Annotated in this window: 17 protein-coding genes; 7 read left to right on the top strand and 10 right to left on the bottom strand. The window is 57.0% G+C overall.

The window, feature by feature from the left end; all coding sequences use genetic code 11:
* Positions 1-184 precede the first annotated feature (184 nt).
* From QUE75_RS00845 to tnpA, 4 genes are read right to left on the bottom strand one after another with little or no spacing between them, the layout of a single operon-like run.
* Positions 185-454: a hypothetical protein gene (locus QUE75_RS00845; protein WP_100732364.1), complete on the bottom strand. Its 270-nt coding sequence runs from the start codon at positions 452-454 to the stop codon at positions 185-187.
* Complete coding sequence (gene tnpC / locus QUE75_RS00850; protein WP_374815464.1) at positions 444-2,156, bottom strand: IS66 family transposase; 1,713 nt, start codon at positions 2,154-2,156, stop codon at positions 444-446. The genes QUE75_RS00845 and tnpC overlap by 11 nt, the downstream gene beginning before the upstream one ends.
* On the bottom strand, positions 2,104-2,448 hold the full coding sequence (gene tnpB / locus QUE75_RS00855) for an IS66 family insertion sequence element accessory protein TnpB (RefSeq protein ID WP_016915087.1): 345 nt from the start codon (positions 2,446-2,448) through the stop codon (positions 2,104-2,106). Before tnpB ends, tnpC begins: the two co-directional genes overlap by 53 nt.
* Positions 2,445-2,735, bottom strand: a complete 291-nt coding sequence (tnpA, locus tag QUE75_RS00860) for an IS66 family insertion sequence element accessory protein TnpA (RefSeq protein WP_286250842.1) — start codon at positions 2,733-2,735, stop codon at positions 2,445-2,447. Before tnpA ends, tnpB begins: the two co-directional genes overlap by 4 nt.
* Before the next feature lie 185 nt (positions 2,736-2,920).
* Here tnpA and pqqA point away from each other — a divergent pair, with 185 nt between their 5' ends.
* The 3 genes from pqqA (at position 2,921) to QUE75_RS00875 (ending at position 6,653) form a co-directional block, all read left to right on the top strand.
* On the top strand, positions 2,921-2,995 hold the full coding sequence (pqqA, locus tag QUE75_RS00865) for a pyrroloquinoline quinone precursor peptide PqqA (RefSeq protein ID WP_286255554.1): 75 nt from the start codon (positions 2,921-2,923) through the stop codon (positions 2,993-2,995).
* Positions 2,996-3,298: 303 nt separating this feature from the next.
* On the top strand, positions 3,299-4,075 hold the full coding sequence (locus tag QUE75_RS00870) for a response regulator (protein ID WP_286253018.1): 777 nt from the start codon (positions 3,299-3,301) through the stop codon (positions 4,073-4,075).
* Positions 4,076-4,520: 445 nt separating this feature from the next.
* On the top strand, positions 4,521-6,653 hold the full coding sequence (locus QUE75_RS00875) for a PQQ-dependent dehydrogenase, methanol/ethanol family (RefSeq protein WP_286253020.1): 2,133 nt from the start codon (positions 4,521-4,523) through the stop codon (positions 6,651-6,653).
* A 188-nt stretch (positions 6,654-6,841) separates the two neighbouring features.
* Here QUE75_RS00875 and QUE75_RS00880 read toward each other — a convergent pair whose 3' ends face one another.
* Positions 6,842-7,735: a metal-dependent hydrolase gene (locus QUE75_RS00880; RefSeq protein ID WP_061331283.1), complete on the bottom strand. Its 894-nt coding sequence runs from the start codon at positions 7,733-7,735 to the stop codon at positions 6,842-6,844.
* Between the two features lie 229 nt (positions 7,736-7,964).
* Between QUE75_RS00880 and QUE75_RS00885 the strand changes: the two genes are divergently transcribed.
* Both QUE75_RS00885 and QUE75_RS00890 read left to right on the top strand, forming a co-directional pair.
* Entirely contained in the window at positions 7,965-9,071 is a 1,107-nt protein-coding gene (locus QUE75_RS00885; RefSeq protein WP_286253022.1) for an AraC family transcriptional regulator, read from the top strand.
* A gap of 397 nt (positions 9,072-9,468) precedes the next feature.
* Complete coding sequence (locus QUE75_RS00890; RefSeq protein WP_061331279.1) at positions 9,469-9,876, top strand: NINE protein; 408 nt, start codon at positions 9,469-9,471, stop codon at positions 9,874-9,876.
* Here the strand turns inward: QUE75_RS00890 and QUE75_RS00895 are convergent, their stop codons facing one another.
* Together QUE75_RS00895 and QUE75_RS00900 are read right to left on the bottom strand one after the other, a co-directional pair.
* The gene (locus QUE75_RS00895) at positions 9,877-11,244 is read right to left on the bottom strand and encodes a WS/DGAT/MGAT family O-acyltransferase (RefSeq protein ID WP_286253027.1); all 1,368 of its coding nucleotides are present in this window, start codon (positions 11,242-11,244) and stop codon (positions 9,877-9,879) included.
* A 113-nt stretch (positions 11,245-11,357) separates the two neighbouring features.
* Positions 11,358-13,235: an MFS transporter gene (locus QUE75_RS00900; RefSeq protein WP_286253029.1), complete on the bottom strand. Its 1,878-nt coding sequence runs from the start codon at positions 13,233-13,235 to the stop codon at positions 11,358-11,360.
* Between the two features lie 145 nt (positions 13,236-13,380).
* On the opposite strand from QUE75_RS00900, the gene QUE75_RS00905 reads away from it, so the two are divergent.
* Positions 13,381-14,046 (top strand): nitroreductase, encoded by a 666-nt coding sequence (locus tag QUE75_RS00905; RefSeq protein ID WP_286253030.1) that lies wholly within the window; start codon positions 13,381-13,383, stop codon positions 14,044-14,046.
* A gap of 19 nt (positions 14,047-14,065) precedes the next feature.
* On the opposite strand, the gene nirD is transcribed toward QUE75_RS00905, so the two are convergent.
* From nirD to QUE75_RS00920, 3 genes are all read right to left on the bottom strand, one after another.
* Positions 14,066-14,434, bottom strand: a complete 369-nt coding sequence (gene nirD / locus QUE75_RS00910; protein WP_106694238.1) for a nitrite reductase small subunit NirD — start codon at positions 14,432-14,434, stop codon at positions 14,066-14,068.
* Positions 14,435-14,602: 168 nt separating this feature from the next.
* Positions 14,603-17,116, bottom strand: a complete 2,514-nt coding sequence (nirB, locus tag QUE75_RS00915; RefSeq protein WP_286253034.1) for a nitrite reductase large subunit NirB — start codon at positions 17,114-17,116, stop codon at positions 14,603-14,605.
* A gap of 27 nt (positions 17,117-17,143) precedes the next feature.
* The gene (locus tag QUE75_RS00920) at positions 17,144-18,373 is read right to left on the bottom strand and encodes an NAD(P)/FAD-dependent oxidoreductase (RefSeq protein ID WP_286253036.1); all 1,230 of its coding nucleotides are present in this window, start codon (positions 18,371-18,373) and stop codon (positions 17,144-17,146) included.
* Between the two features lie 364 nt (positions 18,374-18,737).
* Between QUE75_RS00920 and QUE75_RS00925 the strand changes: the two genes are divergently transcribed.
* Positions 18,738-20,036, top strand: a complete 1,299-nt coding sequence (locus QUE75_RS00925) for a nitrate regulatory protein (protein WP_286253038.1) — start codon at positions 18,738-18,740, stop codon at positions 20,034-20,036.
* Positions 20,037-20,086 lie beyond the last annotated feature (50 nt).

A 20,086-nucleotide genomic window follows, 5' to 3' on the forward strand; every position in this document is an offset into this window, starting at 1 on the left:
TTCTCGTGCCACAAAATTTATCATCCAGACACGCCAAGCTAGCACTCTCAGCCCATTGTTGTTTTAGAGTCCGGTGACGATTGCGACACAGTGTCCTTTTGAGGGTGTCATTGTGTTTCAGAGCTATGCTGTGACAACTCAATACCCGCTGCAAAGTAAGCGTTCATTCCACGACATAGTTGACCTATTTCACGTCACGGAGAGGCCTTAATAACTCCGGCGAGACCTTGTACTGTTTGGTACCGTCCTCGGCTAACACGATCACGCTCTTGCGGTTGATCTTGGTGACGATCCCCAGCACAGGTCCTTCCCGGCCTTCGAAGGTCACTTTCAGGCCAACCCGCAACTGACTCAAGGCTTGCAGGGTTTCCTGCTCTTGCAGTTCATCAATGCGCTGGCAGATGTACTGGTTCAGCTCCAGCAACTGGTCGATGCTCATGTCCTCAATGCGCACGGACGGTAGCCTCCGGCTGTTTGCTCTGTCGGTCAGGATGGCGTGGGTCGATCAGCGCCCGTAATGGGTTGTCGGCAAACCGGGTTTTCCAGAGTCGGGGCGTCAGGTCGCTGACGTCACTGGCCGGGTGCTGGCTGATGCGTTGCAGCACGTCCACCAGGTAGGTGTAGGGGTTAATATCGTGCAGCTTGCAGGTGCTGATCAGGCTCTGGATGATGCCCAGGTGTTCCGCGCCCAGTTCGGTCCAGCAGAACATCCAGTTTTTCTTGCCCATGGGAATGGGCCGTAGGGCCCTTTCCAAGTGGTTGGTGTCTGGCTGCACGTCGGGATTTTCCAGGAACACGGTCAGGCTGGTTTCGCGGCTGAGCACGTAGTTCAGAGCTTTGGTCAGTGGATCGCTGGGCAACAGCCCGCTTTGCGCCAACTGATCCCGGCACCACTGGAAGAAGTCGCTGACCATCGGCTTCGAGTGGTCCAACCGGTACTGGCGTTTCTTCTCGCCAGTCAGCCCTTGAGCTTTAATGATCTCTTCATTCTGGTACAGCGCCGCGATCCGTTGCAGGGCCTCAGTAACTTTCTCCGGGTGGTCCTTTTGAGCCTCGATGAAGTAACGGCGACTGTGCACCCAGCATTGGGCGTGGGTGACGTTCTCCTGGGCGGCGGCATAACGGGCATAGGCCGCGTAGCCGTCACTGATCAGGGTGCCGCTGAACGACTCGCTGAGTACCTGTTCGATGTGGGCCCGGCCACGGCTGTTCGAGTAGGTGAACACCACTTCGTCGGCATCGCCGTACAACGGCCAGAACCAGCCGGATTTCATTTTGCCCTTTTGTGGGCCGGCCCGGCCCTGATGCCCGGCCTTGATGGGCGTTTCATCCATGGCCAGCACTCGACTGCGCAACACGTTATCGGCCTGGGCATCCACAATGGGGCGCAGCAGGTCGATGGCGCGCTTGACCAGGTTGGTCAGGGTGCTGCGGCTGACGGTAATGCCCGCCTGTTGAATACGCTGGTGCTGGCGATACAGCGGCAGATGGAACTGGAACTTGTCCACCAGCAACCCGGCCAGCAGGCTGACATCGGCCAGGCTGTTGTCCAGCACGTTGAACGGAGCCGGAGTGGTTACCAACTTCTCGGTTCCCTTGCGCCGGAATACCGGGCGCTCCACTTTCAGTACCACATAACTGGAGGCCCGCTGGGCCAGCCGGTAGGTGGTCTTGCTGCCGATCACTTCGTACTGATCGGCCTCTGGGCCGGTCAGCTCCGGTGGCCGGTGCTCAATGACTTCCATCGGGACATCAGCGGTAAAGCGCAGGCCGGTGTCGTTCAGGCAGTCGTCGTCCCGCTGCTTTTTGCCGGTGCCGCGCTGGTAAGCCCGAACCGTGCGCTTCTCGTCTACCGGTGGCTTTTCCGGAACCGGTGCGTCATCCGATGTAAACAGGCTGTCCTGACCGGGCAGATCGAACACCTGCTTCTCGGATTTGGGACCGAACAGCTGCTTCTTGAACCAGTCCAACTGGTGCTGCATGACCTGAAGTTGTTCACGTAGCAACGCATTTTCCTCGGCCAGGGCCGAGTAAGAAGACGTGTTGGAATGGGGGGCGGAAGCCATTGAATTCATGACCGATATTATACCGGAAGTCGGCCTTCTATACCCCTCGAAAACGCTTGAACTGGCGGTATTTCTGCACTTCGATGCCATCGATCAGCAGTTGCAGATCCGTCAGGGTCAGGGCTCGCTGACCCGAGGCGGATAATGGCACCCGGAACTGCCCCTGCTCCAGGCGCTTGGCCCACAGGCAGTAACCGGTGGCCGTAAAATACAGCATCTTCATCTGGGTCTTGCGCCGATTGACGAAGACGAAATACTGACCGCTGAGCGGGTCGTGCTTCAACTGATTCCGAACAAGGGCACTCAGGCCCCGGAACGATTTGCGCATGTCGGTGGGCTCTGTGCACAGCCAGATGCGCGCCTGGCTATCGAGCCCGATCATCCGTTCTGGCTCAGCCGCAGTTCGACGCCATTGCCAAGGCTAAGCACAATATTCCAGCCTGGGCCGGAGGATGGAGAGCTGCCCATCAGTGATGACAAATCCAGAAAGCTGGCTTCACCGGAACCTGCCGAATCGTCGGTCGACGGATCGGACAGGCGCTTGCGCCAGTTGCAGAAGCTGGCATAGCCAATGCCTTCCTGTTTGCAAAATTGTGGCGCTGACAAGCCGCTGTCACGCTGCTGATCAACCAGCGCCTGCCACTGCTCGGGTGTGCGGTGCTTTCTCATGGGGGTAACCTCGTGTTGGAACATGTGAGGTTACTGTAGGGCGAATTTCAGCGGGGTGGCAGGACGTCTTGGAATGAACGCTTACGCTGCAAACGGGTGGTCTGACTTTTGCTTGATGGTATCTTGCGTACTCTGCCATTGGCAGTACGCGTAGGATCATTAACGCAATCAAGAGGAGCATGTCTATGGAATGGGAAGCACCTAGCTATACTGATTTACGAGTTGGCTTTGAAGTAACAATGTATTTCGCAAACCGCTGAAGTACTGCGACCAGCCGTTTTACGGCTGGTCGTTTTTTGAAGTGTGAAGCTGATAGCCATCGCTCAAAAATTTGGGCTTTCACCTCACGTTCATTTCTCCCCAGTTCCCGCAAGCATCGCCTTTTCTGTAATCGTTTTTGAGCTTCGCTCCTCCCTGACACCAGAGGGAGCTTAAGGCGATTCATGCTGGCATGAATCTTGATGCTTCCCACAACGTTAAGGGTTTCAGATTGCTCTTTGACAGAGGATGAATTAACCAGGGTGCGAAACACGCCTGGAGTACAGCTGTTCGAGGAATGACTAATGCTGAAAGAAGCCAACAATGTCAGACGTTTGGATAAATGTCAGGGGGCGCTGTACGAGCTCTCGGCTCGTGACGCCGTGCAGGAAAAAAACGAAACCGTGAGACTATCTAAGGCGATGATTGCTGATGATCAGCCGCTCTTTCGTGACGCCATACGGGATATTATATTCGGAATTCCTGATTGTCAGCAGGTCTTTGAGGCGTCCAATTTGAAGGATGCCATCGAAATCGTGAGTAAACATGATGGCCTTGACCTTGCGTTCCTGGATCTTGATATGCCGGAAATTCAGGGCTTGGGAGGGCTGGTCAGCTTGAATGAGTTAGCCCCCTCCTTGCCTATCATAGTTATGTCAGTGAGGGTAAGTAGGCATATAGCTGCGCAGGTGATCAGTCGCGGAGCTATGGGGTATATAGCGAAATCTGCGTCACGAGATGAGATTATCGCAGCTATCCGGCAGGTTCTGGTTGGCAAAATTTGTATCTGTGTAGGATCTGGCGTTACGGAACGTGGAAGAGGTTGCGCACCTGGTCGTTCGAGTCCAGAGGCCGCGGTCGGTCCAGAACAGTTTCAATCTTTGACGAGGCGGCAATTGTTGGTTTTGGAGAGAATGACTTTTGGCGAATCCAACAAACAGATTGCATACAACCTGCATATAGCCGAAACGACAGTTAAGGCTCATGTTTCGGCCATTTTACGCAAGCTTAATGTTCAGAACCGGGTACAAGCGATTCTTGCAGCGAGTTGTCTGGACCTCGTCTCTCAAATGCGCAAGTAGCAACGCTATCGATAAATCAATTGATGAAAGTTTAAGACAAGCATGACTTGCCGTCAGCTCGGGTTGCCTTTTGAGCCTGTAACTGGTTTGCAGCAACTCGCGAAGTTTAAGGTTCGGCAGTATTGTCGAACTCTGGTCTAATTAAGCTCCATTCTAAGCTTCCTCTCGGCTACGGATTGATAATTTTCTTCCTCATTCCCTTACGTGAAACACAGTGTTGCATCAGGTGCGTCAATCTGGTCTGAAATAGCGAGTAGATCACAAGGGGGCAATTGAAATGTCTATAAAAACATTGGGTTATAGGTATGGCATGTTGCTTGCGTTGGTCGGCCGTAACACTGGAGACCGATTCGAAAACAAAAGATATGTGGGAAGGGATTCTCTGGTGGGAGTTCGCTTGAGGCATGCCTGAAGCGAGAAAGAGCTTTAGTTGAGGAGATAAGAGATGAAATCCATACGGTCCAGCTTAAGCCTAACGGCGTGCATGGCAGCTACGTTTCTTTCAATTACGCCGCTGCATGCTTCAGACAGGAATATTACGGATAAAGAATTGTCGGATGAGTCAAACACATCTGATTGGCTCGCCTACGGACGAACACATTCCGAACAGAGGTTCAGCCCGCTTACTGATATCAATATAAGCAATGTCAGCCAGCTCAAGCCTGAGTGGTATGCACCTCTACCGGATAAATCTGACATCGTCGGGACACCATTGGTCGTGGATGGTGTTATGTATTATGTCGGGGAAATGAATAGGGTACGTGCATTCGATGCTCGCACAGGAAAGATGCTTTGGGAATATGATCCGGAGGTTGCCAAAGAGATCGCCGAAAATGATATGAAGAAGGTGTTTTGGAAGCATAACCGTGGCCTTTCTACCTATGGAGACAAGTTGTTCCTTGCTACATGGGATGGGCGGCTGATTGCGATTACCAGAAACGATGGCAAGGAGGTTTGGCAAACCAGAACGTTTGATCATGATCAGCCGTTGAATATTACAGGTCATCCCAAAGCCTTTGATGGAAAAGTATTTGTAGGAAATGGAGGTACTGAGCTTGGCCCGATGCGTGGTTACGTGACCGCCTATGATGCCGAAACGGGCGATCAGGTTTGGCGTTTTTATATCGTTCCTGGCAATCCTGCCGACGGATTTGAGGATGCAGCTCAGGAAATGGCAGCTAAAACCTGGAGTGGTCGTTGGTGGGAGAACGGTGGTGGCGGCAATGCATGGCATGGTTGGACTTACGATGAGAAATATAACCAGCTTATTTTTGGTACAGGTAATGGCGGGCCCTGGAATATTAAGATCCGTAGCCCAGAGGGTGGTGATAACCTGTTCCTGTGTTCGGTCATAGCGGTCGATGCGGATACAGGCGAATATAAATGGCATGTTCAAACTGCTCCTGGTGATACTTGGGATTACAACTCGAACATGGACATTGTACTGGCCGATCTGAAAATTGATGGTGAACAAGTTGATGCGGCATTGCATGCACCGAAGAACGGTTTTTTCTATACCATTGACCGTTCAAACGGTCGTGTACTGTCTGCTGAAAAGTTTGTTGATGCCAACTGGTCAACCAAGTTTGATCTAAAAGAACAGCGTCATATTGTTCCGGATAGCGCGAGGTATCCTGATGGCGAGGCGAATATTTACCCATCGGCGTTTGGCGCTCACTCCTGGCATGCTATGTCTTATAATCCAGAACTGGGCCTTGCGTTTATTCCAACCAATCATTTGGGCAACACCTTTAAGGACAATGGTAATAAGACCGAAGCTGGCCATAAGATGGAGAACCACAAACTATATTTGGGCCTGACGGGTTGGGAATTAACAAAAGATCCTCATGAGTCACGGGGCTCCCTACAGGCTTGGGACCCTGTTAAGAATGACCGTGTCTGGCAAGTGAATCAGGACAGCCCTTGGGGTGCTGGAACCTTGACTACAGCGGGCAACTTGGTTTTCCAAGGCCTGCCCGATGGAATGTTTAAAGCTTATGATGCTCGCACGGGCGATGTTCTTTGGTCTTACGATTTAGGTCTTGGTATCTCCGCGCCACCGATTACTTATAAGTTAGATGGTAAGCAGATGGTTTCCCTTCTAGTTGGGCCTGGTGGCGCATTAGCTTCGAATTTTGGCGGCTCCGGTGAGCTGGGTTTTGAGGGACATGGCTGGAAATATGGTAAGCATGAACGCCGTATCATGACGTTTTCGCTTGACGGAAAAGCGGTTATTCCAGAACAACCTGCACCGCAGCTTGCCAAGCCAATCTTAGATGAGAAGTTCGAGGTTGATGCCAAAAAAGCAGAGGCGGGTGCTGGTGTTTATGCAGAAAACCTTTGTGTTGCTTGTCACGGCGCTGGCGCTGTTGCAGGTATGAAAGCACCAGATCTGCGAGAGTCGCAGATGTTGCTCGCAGGCAATGAAGCGTTGTTTGAGACGGTTGTGCGTGGTGGAGCGTTTCTTGTCAACGGTATGCCTAAGTTCCCGGATTTGACAGATGTTGAGCTGGAAAGTATCCGTCATTTCGTCCGCAGGCAAGCGCACGATGGTGTGAAGTCTGGAGGTGGACATTAGATTAGCACATATACCAAACGACAAACTTACGACCTGAGGTGGTAGCACCGACAAGCGCTGTCGTTTGAGATAAAGAGAAAATCCTGAACCCTTTGTGAATAGAGTAAATTTGCTAACCAATACTTTAATCACAAAGGGTTCGGGCTTTCTCGACCTTAGAATCTTGGAATCACCCTAAGTGCAAAGCCTTACTGCAAGGTCCGCCGATTGCCATTCTTATACTGCGGCGCAATGTAACCCTCGATCTCCGCCTTGAACCGACCGATCACCTCACTGTTGTCCTTGTCCCAGGGGTGGAAACCAGGCTTGAAGTACTCCAGCCAGGTCGGAATCAGGCTGGAAAACGCACCGTCCTTGCCCCACATGCGCCACATGCCCTTGGCGGCATCCTTCAACGAGAAATGCTTGCGATCGTGCATGATCATCCGGCCGGTGTACCAGGTACCCACAATGCCCAGTGCGACGGTACTGAACACCTGATAGAACGCCCGCTCGGCGTAGGTGCCGCCAGCCTGCTGGAAGACATCGTAGGCAACCGCCTTGTGTTCGGTCTCCTCGATGGCGTGCCATACCCAAAGCGGGCGCATGCTCTCGTGCATATCCTCGCGCACGTCATCCCGCTCCAGCAGCATGTCGGCCATCATGGCGGTGATGTGCTCCAGGGCGCAGGTAATGGCCAGCTGGTGGCGCTTGGGCAGTTTGCGGGCCACGTCCAGAATCACCTTCAGGTCACGCTCCATTTCCTCCACCGGCATGCCCTGGTCCCGCACGTGCTGGTTCATGGCAATGTGTTCCAGCGAATGCATGGCTTCCTGGCCAATAAAGCCGCGAACTTCCTCTTTCAGCTTGGGGTCCTGAATCTGGCCCCGGAACGCCCGTACCGAATCCACAAAGAACTGCTCGCCCTCGGGGAACAGCACCGACAGCGCATTCATGGTATGGCTGATCAGGTAATTGTTATCCAACCAGTACCGGGGTACCTGTTCTCCAAATTCAAAGCCCATGCGCTGCGGCTTGATCGAGACATTGTCCGGTGTATGTGAAACCTTGTTTTGCTTGTCTGTTTGAGTTGTTGTCAGCATGTCTGTACTCCTCTGCGATTGAACGCTTTGGCTGATGTCATGGGTCCAGTGTGGAGGAGTCAACGGCGTTTCAGAATGCGAGGTTGGGACGGCTACCGTTCACATTGGGACAAAAAGCGCCGCACAATTGGCCCGGGAGACAGGTAAATCGGTGCGAGCCGCCCCACTGCCAGTGGCGGTGGCTTCTGATAGAGTCAGAAACACGATAAATATCAATCAGGGACATGGCATGGCATCAACCAGTGCAGACAAAGAACGGCAAATGCTGGGGCTGTTCCTGGTACCCGGCGTTTACCTGCGGGTACTGGGTGAAACGGTACGCCAGCTCGGCCACAACGATCGGGCCCTTTACCAGGGGCTGGATTTCACGGCAGACGACCTCAAGGCCAACGACAGCCGCATCTTCGTAACCGATGCCATCCTGATGGCCCAGCGCGCCCTGGAGCTGGCCGGAAAGGATGGCCTCAGCTTCCACCTGGCCAAGGAACTGCGGCTGACCATTCACGGCACCCTCGGTTTTGCTGCCCTGACCAGCCCGACCTTTGAAGGGGCACTGGATTCGGTCCGCCGCTATCTGCAGTTGCGGGCCCCGTTCCTGAGTATGAAACAATCCCTGGCCGGTGATCAGGTGCTGGTGCAGCTGTGCACCGAATTCGACGTGCCGGGGCTCTACGGTTTTCTGGCGGAAACCGTCAGCGCCACCCTGATTCTGTTAACCGAACAGCTCCTGGACCGCGCCGATGCCGAAAGCCGCGGCTTTGCCCTGGAAGACGGCAAGTTGCCAGGGGTCTCGGTGCGCCTGTCTGGCCCGGAGCCCGCCTACTACGCCCGGTTTGCCAGCCAGTTACCGGTGCGTTTCGAGTACGGCCAGCCGGAGGAAATGCTGGTGTTTCCCCGCAAACTACTTGATGTGCGCATGCGCCTGGCCGACGCCGAGGCCTCCCGCATGGCCCGGGACCAGTGCGAGTTTGAACTGCAAAAGGCGTTGAAAGAACAGGGTGATATCGTGCTCGCGATTCGCAACATGCTGCGCATGACGCCTGGGCCTTTGCCCTCTCTGGAAGCCATGGCAGAGCGTTTCTGTGTGTCGTCCCGAACGCTCAAGCGCCGACTGGCGGAGAAAGACACCAGCTACCGCGAAATCGTCGAGGCGGTACTGAAAGACCGGGCCATCCAGCTGTTGCGTTATACCAATCAGTCAGTCAGCGAGATCGCCTATGAACTGGGCTACGCCGACCTGTCGAATTTCAGCCGGGCCTTTCGCAAGTGGACCGGGAAGTCCGCCTCCGAGTTTCGGGAAGGTGGGCCGGACCCGGCTCCGGAGGTGGGGCCTTGATAGTTTGTTTGTTGCGCCTTTGGGTTGGGAACGTGGTCGTAAGGTGGTCAGAGAATTTTTCTGCGAAAAACAACTCGCTGCGCTCAGACATCTTTTTCACAGAAAAATTCTCTGACCACCCCACGCCCTGCTGACCTTTTGGAAGGCGTATCTACTAACACATAGCGGTTTTTGAACGTTGTTTTCAGTGTTATGTATTGGTTTTCGCAGTTGTCTTTCCCCGCCTATGCCCCGATATTGTGACGGACGGGGAGGTGGGATTATTTTTCCCGCCAGAAAAAAGATGTCTGAGCGAAGCGAGTTGTTTTTTCCAAGGGAAAAATAATCCCACCTCCCCAGTCCCGCCCCCAAAACCCACAGGCCAGGGCCGGAGTTAAAGCCAAAAAAAGGAACCAAGATGAACGGACAACCAGACACCCACAGCAAAATCATAGGCTACCTGCTCTGGATCTTCGGATTCCTCGGCTCCCACCGCTTTTATTACGGCAAACCCATCACCGGCACCATCTGGTTCTTCACCTTCGGGCTGTTCCTCATTGGCTGGATCATCGACCTGTTCCTTATCCCCAGCATGGATCGCCAGGCCGACAAGCGCTTCCAGGAAGGCAATATCAGCTACAACATCAGCTGGATACTGCTCACCTTCCTAGGCGTGTTCGGCGTACACCGCATGTACATGGGCAAGTGGATCACCGGCATCATCTACCTCCTTACCGGCGGCCTGTTCCTGATTGGTGTGCTGTACGACTTCTGGACCCTGAACAGCCAGATCTCAGAACGCAACCACGCCGACCAGATCGGCTGATCAAAGGCCTGCGGCGATCTCCAGTTCTGCGAGGCCGTCTTCCAGGTAATCCAGCATCCGCTGCAGGCTGGGCAGGGTTCTTCGGCAGCCTATCAGCCCGAACTCCACCTGGCCGTTGTAGCTTGTCAGGGTCATGTTCAGGGCCATGCGATCCATGGCAATGGACACCGGGTACATACCCTCCAGCTTGGCGCCGTTCCAGTAGCGGGGTGAGGACGGCCCCGGCACGTTGGAAATCACCACGTTGAAGGTCTGCCACTTGGGCGCCATGCCGGTGAGCAGGTGGAATGCCGCGGGGGCCAGGGTAAGCGCGGTGTAGTTGATGATCTCTTCCGGCGACATGTGCCGGTACCGGTCCTTTGCCTCCTGCATACCATGATGGATTTTCAGCAAGCGCTGGCCGGCGTCGTTTTCGTCGGTGTGCAAGTTGGCCAGAATCACGCCTACCTGATTGCCCTCGGTGCTGTCGTCCCGGTGCAGGGATACAGGCACAAAGGCGATCAGTGGTTTCTCCGGCAGGGCATCCTGATTCATCAGATACGTGCGCAGAGCCGAGGCGCACATGGCGGTGACCACATCGTTGATGGTGGTGCCGTAGGCTTCGCACACCGACTTGATGCGGGTGAGGCAATAGGACTGGGCGGCGAAACGGCGGGAGCCGGTGATTTTCTGGTTCAACACGCTGCGTGGCGCGTGGAAGATGGAGTCGTACGCCGGGTCTTTACGGGCCTGGTTGATGGTTTTCAGCAGCTCTTTGGCCACCGTGGGAATGGTGCCCAGCTGCTTGCCAGACATCCCCAGCAGGTGGGTGATGCTGTGCCAGAGGGAGCTGCCCGGGTCGTCCCGGTCTGGCCGGGCCTTGCGGGGCAGGTCCCAGATGGGGGGGAGACCGGTGTCCTGCGGGTTGTCGCTGAGCATCCGGGTGGCCATGCGCATGGCGGATACGCCATCCACCAGGGAATGGTGAATCTTGGTGTAGATGGCAAACTGCCGATCCTTCAAGCCTTCAATCAGGTGTACCTCCCACATGGGCCGTTCTCGGTCCATCAAATGGGAATGCTCCGCCGACACAAATGCCAGTAACTCCCGGATACGGCCGGGGGTTGGCAAGGCCTCGAAACGGAAATGGTGTTCCAGGTCCAGGTGTTCGTCTTCCACCCACATTGGCTGACCCAGCTTGTAGCTCAGCCGCTGGTTAAACGGCGGCGTCACCTCAAATTTCTGCCTCAGCTCCTCCGCTAGCTGTGCCACATAATCATCCGGCGCGCCCTCGGGAAACGAGAATAACTGCAGGCCTCCCACATGCATGGGTTGCTGGCGTTTTTCCAGCCAGAGAAACAATTGGTCGGTGGGGCTCAGAGGTTTCACAGCGCAATCCTTGTTATTGATCTATGGGCCGATACTAGCGCAAGTCGGCCCAGGCTTTATTGACTTTATTAACCCGGTTCTGTGTTACCCAGGCGACTGCGCGGTAGTTGGGATCAGCGGTGGTCACCCCGCAAGGCTTTGACTTTTTCCTCCAGAAACGATGCGGAGGCCTGCTCCGGGCCAACGGGGTGGTCCGCCAGAAGGTGTATCCGGGACCAGAAGCGCTTCGGCAGGTGGCTGAATGCCGGGCCACCGCAGTGGCTAAAGAAACTGCCCCACAGGCCTCTCAGGGCCATCGGCACGACGGTGACCGGCCGGCGCTGCAGAATCATATCCACGCCGGATTTGAAGGTATCCACTTCGCCGTCCTTGGTCAGTTTGCCCTCCGGGAAAATGCACACCAGATGGCCGGCGGCCAGCTCCTCATCAATGCGGTCGAAGGCCGCTTCGTAGATTTCCGGGACTTTGGATTTAGGACCAATCGGGATGGTCTTCGCCAGCCGGAAGAAGCTGCCCATGATGGGGGTTGCGAAGATATTGTGGTCCATCACAAAGCGCACCGGCCTGCGCACGGCACCGGCAATCACCAGGGCGTCCATGTAGGACACGTGGTTACACACCAGCAGCGCTGGCCCTTCTTCGGGGATCCTGTCCAGGTGATGATGGCTGACCCGGTAAACGGTGTGGGACAGCACCCAGATCACAAAGCGCAGGGCAAAATCCGGCACCTGCTGATAAACAAAGCCGGCCACGATCAGGTTCATGATCGACAGCACCAGGAAAAACTCGGGAATGCTCAGCCCGATCACGCCCAGCATCAGCATCGCCAGCAAAGCACTGATCACCATGAATAACGCGTTGAACACATTGAGCGCGGCGATCACCCGGGCCCGGGACTCTGGCTTGGCCTCCCGCTGAACATAAGCATACAGCGGCACAATAAACAGCCCGCCAAAAATGCCGATGGCCAGCAAGTCGATGGCCACCTGGCGGTAATGGGGATCGGTGATGATCATCCACCAGTCGGAGGGGATGGGCTGCTCGGGCATGTTGAAGTACAGGTCAATGCCGAAGAAACTGAGCCCGAGGGAACCAATGGGCACAATACCCAGCTCAATCTTGTGGCCGGACAGCCGCTCACAGGCAATGGAGCCGGCGGCAATGCCAATGGTGAAAATGGCCAGCAGGATGGTGACCACGGTCTCGTCACCCAGCAGATGGGTTTTGGCAAAGTTGGGGAACTGGGTCAGGTAGGCTGCGCCGAGAAACCAGAACCAGGAGATGGTCAGAATGCTCAGGAACACATTGTGGTTTTCCCGGGCGATGGCCATCAGCTTCCAGGTTTCCTGGAGCGGGCGGAACCGAATCCTCAGATCCGGCGCGGCAGCCTCCGCCTTGGGAATCCGCAGCGCGGCGATCAGGCCTGCGACGGCAAGCAACGCAACGGCCACCGCAATCACCGGGCCCGGCACCGGGGCCTTCATCATCACGCCCGCCATTAACGTGCCCACGAGAATGGCCACAAAGGTGCCCATCTCCACCAGCGCGTTGCCACCTACCAGCTCCGAATCCTTCAGGGCCTGGGGCAGAATGGCGTACTTTACCGGCCCGAAAAAGGCGGATTGCACCCCGGTGAGGAACAAAAGCAGGAACAACATCTCGTACCAGCCGAACCAGAGCCCGATGGCGGCGACACCCATGATCACCACTTCGGCAAACTTGATCCAGCGGATCACCGCCGACTTCTCGAACCGGTCCGCGACCTGGCCGGCAATGGCGGAGAACAGAAAGAACGGCAGGATAAACAGCATGGCGGCGAGGTTGACCACCACATCTGCCGACAACCCGAATAGCCCCCCTGCGGTGTAGGTGACCAGCAACAGCAAGGCGTTCTTGAACAGGTTGTCGTTGAATGCCCCGGCAAACTGGGTCACAAAAAACGGCAGGAACCGCCGCTCCGACAACAGGCGAAACTGACTGTGATCTTCCATGACCCGAACACCCTCGATTGGCCTTGTAATGTTGCCGGAGACTAAACCCGCCGGTGAGGGTGGTCAAGCTCTGAAACGGTCTCCATACTGGGCCACAGTCTGAGCCTGTTCAAACAACAACGACGTTTTTTGGGAGCTGTATTCAATGGATGTACAACAAGCCGTCCAGTCCCGCAGGTCGGTCCGGGATTTCCTGGACACCCCGGTCTCCGAGGCTACCCTTCGCAAAGTGATCGAAACCGCCACCCGGGCCCCGTCCGGCGGCAACCTGCAACCCTGGCACCTGCACGTGGTTACCGGCGATGCCCTGGCCCGCCTGAAAACCCTGATGCGGGAGAAAGTCAGCAAGGGCTTCAACGAAGTGCCGGAATACGAAATCTACCCAGCCAAACTGCAATCACCCTACCGCGACCGCCGCTTCGAGATTGGCGAACTCATGTACCGACAGCTCGACATCCCACGGGAAGACAAAGCCGCCCGCTTCGAGTGGTTCAAACGCAACTTCGAATTCTTCGGCGCCCCGGTCGGCCTGTTCTGCACCGTCGACGACAACATGGGCCCGCCCCAGTGGTCCGACCTGGGCATGATCCTGCAAACCATCATGCTGTTGCTGCGCGCCGAAGGCCTCGACAGCTGCGCCCAGGAATCCTGGTCGGTGTACCCGAAAACCATCAGCGAATTCCTGGGCCTGCCCGAACACCGAAAAGTCTTCGCCGGTATGGCCATCGGCTACGCCAACCCCGACAGCCCGGTGAACCAGATCACCAGCCCAAGGGCACCGCTGGAAGAAAACGTCGAATTCATCAGCTGACGTAAGCGTCTCTCAGATCTCAGGCGGCCACCGACGCCGCCTGAGCCACCGGCACCTCCAGACGAATCTGATCCCCGTCCAGCAACACCGGGTACACTTTTACCGCAACATTCTCGTCCTCCAGGCATCGCCCGGTACGCAGACTGAAATGCTGCTTGTACAGCGGCGACGCCACCACCGGCTCCCCGTTGATATCCCCGGTAATCCCCCGGGCCAGCACATTCGAGCCGCTGAACGGATCGGTATGGCTGATGGCAAACAGCGCCGGCAGCCGGTGTGGCAGATAAAACACCGCCACCGGCCCGTCCTCCGTCCAAACCGCAATGCCGGAGTCAGCCACCAGATCGTCCACTGTACAAACCGCTTCCCAACAAGTCCGAGCTTTCATAAACAGTCTCCCAAGTTTCAATCTAAGTCAGTTGCCTATCCCACTAATGTTTGTGAGCGTGGGGGCCGGATTCATTTTCTGGCAGGAAAAAAGATGTCTGAGCAAAGCGAGTTGTTTTTTCCAGAAGAAAATGAATCCGGCCCCCGCGCTCCGCCCCTAAACAGAAGGCTACGAAGAAACCACCTCCAAAACCGGCCGACGCTGCCCCCGCTCTGAAGTCCACTGCTGCACCGGGTCCTTCTGCTCCGGCGCATTCACAAACTCCCGGAACCGCTTGCGCTTCTCAGGATCCTCAACGGCGGTTTTCCACTCACACTGATAGGTATTCACCAGATCTGCCATATGCTGCTCCAGCTCCTCGCCAATACCGAGGCTATCCTCTAGCACCACCTGCTTCAGATACTCCAGACCACCCTCCAGATTCTCCATCCAGACCGACGTCCGCTGCAGCCGGTCCGCCGTGCGCACATAGAACATCACCACCCGGTCAATCGTGCGGATCAGCTCCTCATCCGACAGATCCGTAGCGAACAGATCCGCATGCCGGGGCCGCATGCCGCCGTTGCCACACACGTACAGATTCCAGCCCTTCTCCGTGGCAATCACCCCGAAATCCTTGCTCTGGGCCTCGGCGCATTCGCGGGTGCAGCCAGACACCGCCATCTTCACCTTATGGGGCGCCCGCAGGCCCTTGTAGCGATTCTCCAGGGTGATCGCCATGCCCACGCTGTCCTGCACGCCGTAGCGGCACCAGGTGCTGCCCACGCAGGATTTCACCGTGCGCAGGGACTTGCCGTAGGCGTGGCCGGTTTCGAAACCGGCGGCGATCAGCTTTTCCCAGATCTCCGGCAGCTCACTCAGGGTGGCACCGAACAGGTCCACCCGCTGACCGCCGGTGATCTTCGTGTACAGGTTGTACTGCTTGGCCACCTCGCCCAGCACAATCAGCTTATCCGGGGTGATCTCGCCGCCGGGAATGCGCGGCACGATGGAATAGGTGCCGTTCTTCTGCATGTTGGCCATGAAGGTATCGTTGGTGTCCTGCAGCGGCACGTGGTCCGTGGCCAGGATGTGCTCGTTCCAGCAGGTGGCCAGAATCGAACCCACAGTCGGCTTGCAGATATCACAGCCCTGGCCCTTGCCGTATTGCTTGAGCAGGCCCCGGAAGGTGCGGATGCCGTTTACCTTCACCAGATGGAACAGCTCCTGGCGTGTGTAGGGGAAGTGTTCGCACAAATCCGTGCACACCTCCACGCCGCGTTTCTCCAGCTCGCTGTCCACCACCTTTTTGAGCAAAGCTGCACAGCCACCACAGCCGCTGCTGGCCTTGGTTTCGGCCTTCACGCCGCCCAGATCAGTGCAGCCGGCGTCAATCGCGCAGCAGATGTCGCCCTTGGTAACGTTGTGGCAGGAACAGATAGACGCGGTATCCGGCAGGGCATCGGCACCCAGGGCCGGGGCACCGCCTTCGCTCTCCGGCAGAATCAGGGCTTCCGGATTGGCCGGCAACTCAATGCCATTGAGGGCGTATTGCAGCAGGGTATCGTAGGGGCCGTTATCGCCCACCAGGATGGCGCCCAGCAGGGTCTTGCCGTCCTGGCTCACCACCATGCGCCGGTAGTGGCCGGCCTGCTCATCGTGAAAGCGAATGTTACGGGCGCCGGGGGTCTTGGCATGGGCGTCGCCGATGGAGCCCACATCCACCCCCAGCAACTTCAGTTTGGTGCTCATGTCGGCACCGGTAAAGGCCGCACTGGCGTCGTTGTTCAGCGCCGCCGATAGCGTGCGGGCCATGGTGTAGCCCGGCGCCACAAGGCCGAAGACAAAGTTGTTCCAGAGCGCGCATTCGCCGATGGCGTGGATGTGCGGGTCGGACGTGGTGCATTGGTTGTTGATCACAATCCCGCCGCGTTCGCCCAGTTCAAGGCCGCAGGCCCGAGCCAGGGTATCCTGGGGGCGGATGCCGGCGGAGAACACAATCAGGTCGGTTTCCAGATGGCTCTCATCCGAGAAATTCATCCGTAGCCGCGCGGCGCTGCCCGGCACAATGGCGGTGGTGGCTTTCTCAGTGTGCACCTGCACACCAAGGTCTTCAATTTTCTGGCGTAACAGGGCGCCGCCCTGATCGTCCAGCTGAACCGGCATCAGGCGCGGAGCAAACTCCACCACGTGGGCCTGTAAGCCGAGGCTTTTCAGCGCGTTTGCCGCTTCCAGCCCCAGCAGACCGCCGCCGACCACCACGCCGGTCTTCGCCTTCTGGGCGCTGGCCTGAATGGCGTCCAGGTCATCCAGGGTGCGGTATACAAAGCAGCCTTCCTGATCGTTACCTTCAATGGGCGGGACAAACGGGTAAGAGCCGGTGGCCAGCACCAGCTGATCGTAGGGGTACTCGCCCTTGGGTGTGGTGACCATCCGGGCGTCCCGATCAATGCCGGTCACCGGCTCATTCAGGTGCAGATCAATGCCCTGGTCGGCATACCAGTCCGCGGTGCCCATGGCCAGGTCAGCATGGCTTGAGCCGCTGAAATACTCCGACAGGTGCACCCGGTCGTAGGCCAGTTGCTTTTCTTCGCCGAAAACGACGATGTTATAGGCGTCGGCGGCCGGAGACTGGCTGAACTGTTCCAGGAAGTGATGGCCAACCATGCCGTTACCGATCACGATCAGGGTCTGTTTGCTCATAGTCTTGTCCTCTCTCATGGCAGCGGATCAGGCCGCTGCGTCGCAATAGGGTTTGCCGAAAGCGATGGTGTCCCGGTAGCGGGATATATCCGTGCCTGAACGAATCAACTCGCTGTACCAGGGGGCGCTGCTGGTGTCGCCGAGCAGAATGGCGCCGGTCAGGCGGTTGTGTTCCACCAGCAGTTGGCCGTAGACCGCTTGGGCGTAGTCCTGCCACTCAATGGTTTCGGTGTGCGGGCCCGGAGTGATCGGCCCGCAGGAAAAAATGGGGAGGTCGCTGATTTTCAGGCGTGTGGCGATTTCTCCCGGTGTGAAACCCGGGTTTCCGGACACCTGGCAGAGATGCCGGGCCAACACGGCCGCCTGTTCGTAGCCGGGCTCCACGAGGCCAAACGTGTGTTCCTGAAACTGGCAGCATTCACCGAGGGCGTGGATATGAGGATTGGAAGTGGTCATCTGCGAATCCACCTGTACGCCCCGGTTGCAGGCCAGGCCGGCTGCTTCAGCCAGTGCTTTGTTCGGATGAATACCGGTTGCCAGCACCACCAGGTCCGTCGCCAGCACGGTGCCGTCGCTGAGTTGTACCGCCTGGACCTGGTTTTTGCCCAGCAGCGCTGTCGGCTCTGTACCGGTCAGAACGGTGAGGCCCCGTTGCTGTAACTGGTGCTTCAGTAATTCGCCGGCAGCTGGATTGAGCTGTCGGTTCAGCAGGTGACCGCTGCGATGCAGAACCGTGACGTCCATGCCCCGGGCCCTGAGCCCCTCGGCCGCTTCCAGGCCAAGAAAACCGCCGCCGATGACGACCGCACGGCGATGTGTCTGCGCCCGGTGAATCAGGGTGCGGGTATCGGTCAGATCCCGGAAGGTCATCACGCCATCCAGATCCTCACCGGGCAGGCCAAGACGTGAAGGACTGGCGCCAGTGGCCAACACAAGGGTGTGGTAAGCCAGCGTGCGCCCGCTGGCGGTCGTCACCCGGCGCTGATGCGGTTCGATGGCCGTGACCGGCTCACGGTTATAGATCTCGATTTTGTGCTGGCGGAACCAGGACCGGGGTTTCAGTTCCAGCTCTGACTCCCGGACCTGATTCGCCAGCAAGGACGACAGCTGGATTCGGTTATAGGCAGCGAAAGGCTCGCCGTTGAACACCACAATGCGGCTGAACGGGTGCCCTGTGGCCACCAGTTGCTCCAGCAATCGCTGCGCAACCATGCCATGGCCGCAGATCACCAGCGCAGGGGTCTGTGTGTGTTCCATAGGTGCGCTCCCTTACTCAACGAATTGCCGAAAACCAAACGAAAAAAGCCGGAGCATCATGCTCTCCGAAGAGAACAGATGGTCCGGCACCAATGCCAACAACAATGATCTGATGGTCCGGCCTGATTCCATGGCCGGGACAGTCGTCCTTGATTAGGACATAGCGATCTCCATGCCAACTTTTTAACTCCATTTAATTCAGTTGCTTAGATGATATCGCGGCTCTATTGCACCCGTGCCGGGCAGAAAAGATGCCCCGGGATGGGGCGAAACGCACGAAGATGATGCCGGTGGTTCTGGCCTGTTAATTGCTGCAGTCCAGTCAGACAGGAACCCGCTGTGTACCGATACCAGGAGTTGCACCATGAACAGCAAACGCCAGACCAATACGGCCGCGACGGCCACAGCCGCAGACTTTCTGATGGCCTCCCGGCAGTGCGAAATCCGCAACCTGGAGTACTTTCTGCAGATGGGCCGGCTGGTGCAGAGCGTGGGTAACCTGGTGCACGGACTGCAACGGGAGCGGGGAGCTACCAACCTGTATCTGGGGTCCGGTTGCCAGCGTTTCGCCCGGGAGCGTTCGGTTATCCTGAAAGAGAACGACCAACTGGCTGTCATCTTCCGTAAGGCGCTGACCGACATACAGGAAGACCTGACTACCCATCCGGTCAGCAGCCCGCTGCTGGGTCATATTGCCAGTGCCCTTCATAGCCTCGATCAGCTGGCCGAGTTCAGGCAGAAAGTGGTCGGGCAGGAAGCCAGCGTGGTGGATGCTACGGACTGGTTTTGCGACACCATCCATCAGCTGATTACGGTGGTTTTTGAAGCCGCCGAAACCGTTGCTGAACCCTCCATTGCCGGCCTGCTGGTGGCCATGGTGCACGTGATGAATGGAAAGGAATACTGTGGCCAGGAGCGGGCGGCAGGCTCAGCGGGATTCTCCAGTGGCCACTTCGAAAACGCACTGTCACGGCGCATGATGCACCTGGTTGAAGCGCAGGAACGGTGTTTCGAGGTATTTGTTGCCTTTGCCAGCGAAGACAGCCTGGCTCTCTGGCAGGCCCTGCGGTCTCACCCGCGGGAACTGGAAATAGAGCGGATGCGCCAGAAGGCGGTGTCGGTCGGACCCTATAAATCCCTGGACAGGGAAATGGCCGATCGCTGGTTTAACCTGATGACCGACCGTATGGATGATCTCAAGAAAATCGAAGATTCCGTGGAAAACGCCTTCCACCACCGTTGCGTGGAACGCTACACCGAGGCGCGCCACTCCCTGGCTCACCAGGAAACTCTGCTGGCCTCGCTGGAACAACGGAACGCCTCGACAATGCCGGTATTGGTGGTCTGCGATAATGGAGTAGATGCGAGTACGGCAGATGCCTGGGCCGGTGACGGTGTCGGGCAACAGTCAGGCAGATCCATCTTTGATCTGGTTCAGGAGCAAACCCGCCGCCTGCGCCAGATGTCTGAAGAACTGCAAAGTGCAAAAGAAGCTCTGGAAGACCGACGCACCCAGGAAAAGGCCGTGTTGCTACTGATGGAACATCGTGACATCAGCAACGACGAAGCCCACCGATTGCTGCGAAAGCTGGCCATGGATCAGGGCAAGCGATTACCCGATGTGGCCCGGGCCCTGGTCTCCATGGCCGGCGTTCTGGGCTGACACCATCCCTGATGGCACCGGGGGCAAAGTAGCCCCGGTGCCGTGCAGTC

The sequence above is a fragment of the Marinobacter shengliensis genome, assembly GCF_030297115.1.
GTDB lineage: Bacteria > Pseudomonadota > Gammaproteobacteria > Pseudomonadales > Oleiphilaceae > Marinobacter > Marinobacter shengliensis.

Bases quoted from the DNA above. Each gene is read 5' to 3' on its own strand.
- nirB (WP_286253034.1), bottom strand. From the start codon at position 17,116: ATGAGCAAACAGACCCTGATCGTGATCGGTAACGGCATGGTTGGCCAT.
- QUE75_RS00880 (WP_061331283.1), bottom strand. From the start codon at position 7,735: ATGCTGACAACAACTCAAACAGACAAGCAAAACAAGGTTTCACATACA.
- QUE75_RS00890 (WP_061331279.1), top strand. From the start codon at position 9,469: ATGAACGGACAACCAGACACCCACAGCAAAATCATAGGCTACCTGCTC.
- QUE75_RS00885 (WP_286253022.1), top strand. From the start codon at position 7,965: ATGGCATCAACCAGTGCAGACAAAGAACGGCAAATGCTGGGGCTGTTC.
- QUE75_RS00925 (WP_286253038.1), top strand. From the start codon at position 18,738: ATGAACAGCAAACGCCAGACCAATACGGCCGCGACGGCCACAGCCGCA.
- QUE75_RS00875 (WP_286253020.1), top strand. From the start codon at position 4,521: ATGAAATCCATACGGTCCAGCTTAAGCCTAACGGCGTGCATGGCAGCT.
- tnpC (WP_374815464.1), bottom strand. From the start codon at position 2,156: ATGGCATCGAAGTGCAGAAATACCGCCAGTTCAAGCGTTTTCGAGGGG.
- QUE75_RS00900 (WP_286253029.1), bottom strand. From the start codon at position 13,235: ATGGAAGATCACAGTCAGTTTCGCCTGTTGTCGGAGCGGCGGTTCCTG.
- QUE75_RS00905 (WP_286253030.1), top strand. From the start codon at position 13,381: ATGGATGTACAACAAGCCGTCCAGTCCCGCAGGTCGGTCCGGGATTTC.
- tnpA (WP_286250842.1), bottom strand. From the start codon at position 2,735: ATGAGAAAGCACCGCACACCCGAGCAGTGGCAGGCGCTGGTTGATCAG.
- nirD (WP_106694238.1), bottom strand. From the start codon at position 14,434: ATGAAAGCTCGGACTTGTTGGGAAGCGGTTTGTACAGTGGACGATCTG.
- tnpB (WP_016915087.1), bottom strand. From the start codon at position 2,448: ATGATCGGGCTCGATAGCCAGGCGCGCATCTGGCTGTGCACAGAGCCC.
- QUE75_RS00870 (WP_286253018.1), top strand. From the start codon at position 3,299: ATGCTGAAAGAAGCCAACAATGTCAGACGTTTGGATAAATGTCAGGGG.
- QUE75_RS00920 (WP_286253036.1), bottom strand. From the start codon at position 18,373: ATGGAACACACACAGACCCCTGCGCTGGTGATCTGCGGCCATGGCATG.